Here is a 4,786-nt window from a genome sequence, read left to right on the forward strand (position 1 = left end):
ATAACCCTGTGGTATCTAACATTTTTTACTCCTTAAATGTAAATAATTGATAACTGAAAGGTGAAAACTGAAAGTGGATAGCTTTTTAATTCTTAATTTTCATCTTTCACCTTTCACCTTTCAGTTACCACTACTCAATTACGGGTTGTTAATTCTTCACTTGAGGAAATATTTTGGAAAATTTTGATATTTTTTAAGGTTGGTTTGGCTAGATAAAATTGCTAGACTAGCTAGCCATCTATAAATACTATTGATGTCTATAAAAGGATAGTTACCCTAATTTATAATTAGGCAAGTAAATAATTAAAAAAGCAGATACACATATGTATAAAAGCCACCCATACAGTTAAAATCTTTCACCTAAGGCTGCTATTCCCTTATATTTTATCACTATGCAAATTAAATCAAAAGTTATAAATTATAATTGTAACTCTCTTGACTAAAACTAGTATCCGGCGTATTATTACTAGATTTTTAAATTAGGAGATGATGATGGATTCACTAATCTGGGGTATCCTCCCACCGTTACTAGCTATTGTTTTAGCTTTTATCACCAAAAATGTTATCTTTTCGCTTTTTTCCAGCATTATTGCTGGGGCCCTCATTGTGGCCGGCGGTAACCCGGTGGTCGCCCTTACCAACATTGGCGATATTGTGGCTATGCGGCTTTCTGACGAATGGAATATCCGCATTTTTTTATTTTGTGCTTTGCTGGGTGGTTTTGTGGGGCTGTTAAGCAAAACCGGCTCGGCCCGTGCCTTTGGCCTGTGGGCCAGCCGTTTTATTAAAGGTAAAAAAAGCGCTCAAATATGGACATGGTTTTTTAGCCTAATCATCTTTATTGACGATTACTTTAGTTTGATGTCGGTGGGTAACGTTATGCGTCCCGTTACCGATAGCAACAAAGTATCACGCGCTAAGCTATCTTATATTATCGATAGCACCGCTTCGCCCATTTGTGTAATTATGCCCATTAGCAGCTGGGTGGTGGCCATTATGAGTTATATCCGTAACTCGGTGGGTTTTAGCGAGCTAAACATTAGCGAAATGAGCTTTTTTATGCGCTTAATCCCTTTTAACTTGTATGCTTTAATTGCCATTTTGATGGTACTGGTAGTAGCTCTTAGCGGCCGCGACTACGGCCCGATGGTAGCCAGCGAAAAACGAGCTAAAGAAGGCAAACTTTACAACGAAGATATTTATGGTAAGTTAGATGTAGTTATTAGCGAAGAAAAAACTAACGCCCGCTTTTTTGATATGCTCATACCTATCTTTATTTTAATTGCTTTATGTGTGGTGGCTTTTCCTTTTACCGCCGATTTGCCTGAAGGCACTGCCGCTACCTTTTTAAATGGTTTTGCTTATGCCGATAGCAGCAAAGCTTTGCTTTATGGCGTACTGGCCGCTTTAATTTTTACTTATATTTACTTTTTAGCGCGCCGTGTGTTAAGCATTAAAATTGCCAGTGATGCCCTTATTGATGGCGTAAACAGTATGGTTTCGGCCCTAGTTATTTTAACACTGGCGTGGACGATTGGCCACATTATTAGCAGTAGCCCCGAAGATTTAGGCCTTAACTTGCCCGCTCATTTGGATAGGTTAATCCAGCAGGGCAGCTTCCCGCTACCATTATTGCCGATTAGCGTTTTTGTTATTTCGTGTTTTATCAGCTTTGCCACCGGTACCAGCTGGGGCACCTTTGGCATTATGGTGCCGGTAACTTTGCCTATCGCCGTAAGCCTTGCCACCGCTAACGGTCTTGCCCCCGATGCTATGCTTAACTTTAGTTTGGTAAGTGTGGCCGCCGTACTCTCCGGTGCCGTCTTTGGCGACCATTCCAGCCCTATTTCGTCCACCACCGTTTTAGCTAGTGCCGGAGCCGGCGCACCTTTTATCGAGCACTTAACTACACAGTTGCCTTATGCTTTGCTGGTGGCTTTTTCGGCCGGTGTGGGTATTTTGGTGGCCGGTTTTACTTTAAACCCTATTATTTCTTTTATGGTAGCTTTAGTGGTTTTTGGTGCATCCTTTTTTATACTTACCGAACAGCGGGCTCGCCTGCACCGCAAAGAATAATGAAAAAGCCCTCTCCATTGTAAAAAATTAATAAGCAAAAAACCCCTTGCCGAAGCAGGGGGTTTCTTACATCTTACATACCACAGAAAGGAGTCTACTTTTTTATGGATAAGGAAAGTAAACTACTCTCGGGCGGAAGGATTCGAACCTCCGGGATGACTGGATCAAAACCAGTTGACTTACCACTTGTCGACGCCCGAAAAAAGAGTAACTTTTAAAGGTAAATTACAGCTCATCATCGTAATGGTTAGCACTAATCTGCCCTTCTGTTTTAGTATACTCCGAAATAATAAGTTGTTGCAAGTGCCCCCTAAAATCGGTACTAATAGGGTGCGCTACATCTTTATAATCGCCTTTTTTAGTTTTGCGGCTAGGCATAGCAATAAAAATACCATCTTTACCCTCTATAACCTTAACATTATGCACCACAAAAGCATCATCAAAAGTTACTGTAACATAAGCCTTTAACTTACCAGTAACACTTACATTACGCACCCTAATGTCGGTAACATTCATATAGTAAAACTCCTTTGTTTTTAATAAAACCCAATTTGCGTATTAATACAGTATAGGGCATTTTGTAAAAATAGCAAGGTTAAAGTTGTTAAGTTTTGCAGTTTTTTATCCAAAAAATAGCTACACAAAAATTAAGTACAAAGTGATAAAAGCGGTCAATTAATGGGGAAAGTTTTTTGGTCTTTGCTATAGAAGTCAAGGAATAAGCTGACAAAGGGAATTCTTTCATCAGCTTATTCTTTGTCATTTAAAAACTTTTTAACCTCACTTATCAGCTTATCGCCTTCCCCATACAGCCTTTTGGCTTTGGGTAAGGCATTTAACAAATTGCTGCCGTAATTTTTGGTAAGCACACGTTTATCAATAATAAACACCGCCCCATAGTCGCCGCCTTTACGGATAAGCCGGCCAAAACCTTGCTTTAACTTAATGGCCGCTTCCGGTAATTGCAGCTCGTTAAAGGCACGCAGTCCCTGCCGCTCAAGATGTTCGGCTTTGGCTTCGGCCAGCGGTGCGGTGGGCGGATAAAAAGGCAAGCGGCAAATTATTACCGTTTTAAGGGCGATATTGTCAATATCAACACCTTCCCAAAAACTGTCGGTACCTAGTAAAACGGCTTTACCGCTGGTCTCAAATTGTTTAATCAGTTTGCCTCTATCGGCATCGCCTTGACAAAGCAATAAAATACCGGCTGCTTCTAAATCATTTTGAATCGCGGCCGCCACATCGCGCAGCAATTTATAGCTGGTAAAAAGCACAAGACCGCGCCCCTGTGTGGCGGTAAACAAATTAAGTAAAAAATTGACGGTATAATTTAAATAATCTTGCTGCTGGGCTTGCGGGTCGTAGCTATCGCTGGCGATGGCCAATAAAGCTTGCGCACCGTAATTAAAAGGTGAGGCAAAACTTTGTTCGGCTACCTCGCGAGCAGTGTAATTATAAAGGCCCAGCCGTTTTTTAAAGTAACTAAAATCGTCGCCTACGGCTAATGTGGCCGAAAGCATAGCTACACTGCTGTATTTTTGGTAAACTATCTCTTGCATTTGCCCGCCTATATCCAATGGCGTGGCCAGATAACGGTAGTAACTTTCGCCAAAACTAGTATTGTTGCGCTCACCCCAAAAAACAATCGTTTGCTCTTCGTTATAATGGGTAAACCGTTCGCAGATGGCTGCTATACCGGCCAGCCGGGCGGTAGCCAATTTAAGCTCAAGCACGGCGGCTTCGTTAGTCCCGGCACTGCTCAAACGCTCTAGGCTATAGCATAACTCAGTTAATGCACTGCCTAGCTCTTGCATAGGGATAACCACCCCCTGCTCCAACTGGCCGGTTAAATGTTTTAACCTAAAGTTATCTTCTAGATGGCGGCTGCCGGCCACATTTAATTTATCTAATTTCAGTTGTACTTCATCGTAAAGGCGGTAAATTTTATCCAACAGCTTTTTATCGCCGTCTTGCTCAAAGTTAGTTAAAACACCCAAAGCCCGCCCGCCTTTACGGCGGTGAAGCCGCAGCAGCTGCTTCGTTAAACTATAACGGTTAAACCCGGCCGAAAAAAACTCGGTGGCCGAGCGCTCAATATTATGCGCTTCATCAAAAATAATTTTGCTGTAGTTAGGCAAAATGGCCAGTTCACCTTCACCTTCGGAGCGCATAACCATATCGGCAAACAAAAGATGGTGGTTGGTGATAATTATTTTAGCTTGATGGGCTTCTTTACGCATTTTATAAACAAAACAGTCGCTGTAGTTAGGGCAGCGCGCCGCTAGGCAATTATCGCTTTCGCTGTTTATTTTTGCCCATAAATCGCCGGGCACGGTAAAGTTAAGCTCGCTTTTATCACCGGTTTTACTGCCTTTGTACCACAACTCTAAACCGGCCAGCTCGCTGTCATCGGTAACAAAAAGAGCTTCTTCTATTAAAACATCTTTAAAACGGCGCAAACACAAATAATTAGCGCGCCCTTTGGCTAGCACCACCTTAATATGTTTTAAATTAAGCAGCTTAGCTACCATAGGCACATCTTTTTTTAAAAGTTGTTCCTGCAAAGCAATGGTAGCGGTACTAATAACAATACGCTCATTATTTTGACTAACCCACTTAAAACTGGGGATTAAATAACCGTAACTTTTACCAACGCCGGTAGCCCCTTCGGCGAGGACGATACTGTTATCGTTAAAACCACTGCCAATAA

General features: G+C 41.8%; 3 protein-coding genes and 1 tRNA gene. 1 reads left to right on the forward strand and 3 read right to left on the reverse strand.

Translation table 11 applies throughout. The annotated features are described in order from the left end of the window. The first annotated feature begins 492 nt into the window (after positions 1-492). Positions 493-2,076, forward strand: coding sequence for a Na+/H+ antiporter NhaC family protein (locus FWE37_09110; GenBank protein ID MCL2521137.1), 1,584 nt, complete (start codon positions 493-495; stop codon positions 2,074-2,076). A 127-nt stretch (positions 2,077-2,203) separates the two neighbouring features. On the opposite strand, the gene FWE37_09115 is transcribed toward FWE37_09110, so the two are convergent. The 3 genes from FWE37_09115 to FWE37_09125 all read right to left on the reverse strand — a co-directional run. Continuing rightward, a tRNA-Gln gene (locus FWE37_09115) sits at positions 2,204-2,276 on the reverse strand. Between the two features lie 25 nt (positions 2,277-2,301). Further along, the gene (gene spoVG / locus FWE37_09120) at positions 2,302-2,592 is read right to left on the reverse strand and encodes a septation regulator SpoVG (protein ID MCL2521138.1); all 291 of its coding nucleotides are present in this window, start codon (positions 2,590-2,592) and stop codon (positions 2,302-2,304) included. A 233-nt stretch (positions 2,593-2,825) separates the two neighbouring features. Beyond that, on the reverse strand, positions 2,826-4,786 hold a 1,961-nt coding region (locus FWE37_09125), incomplete at its 5' end, for a hypothetical protein (GenBank protein ID MCL2521139.1).

Source organism: Spirochaetaceae bacterium (genome assembly GCA_009784515.1).
Lineage (GTDB): Bacteria > Spirochaetota > Spirochaetia > WRBN01 > WRBN01 > WRBN01.

Bases quoted from the DNA above. Each gene is read 5' to 3' on its own strand.
- FWE37_09110 (MCL2521137.1), top strand. From the start codon at position 493: ATGGATTCACTAATCTGGGGTATCCTCCCACCGTTACTAGCTATTGTT.
- spoVG (MCL2521138.1), bottom strand. From the start codon at position 2,592: ATGAATGTTACCGACATTAGGGTGCGTAATGTAAGTGTTACTGGTAAG.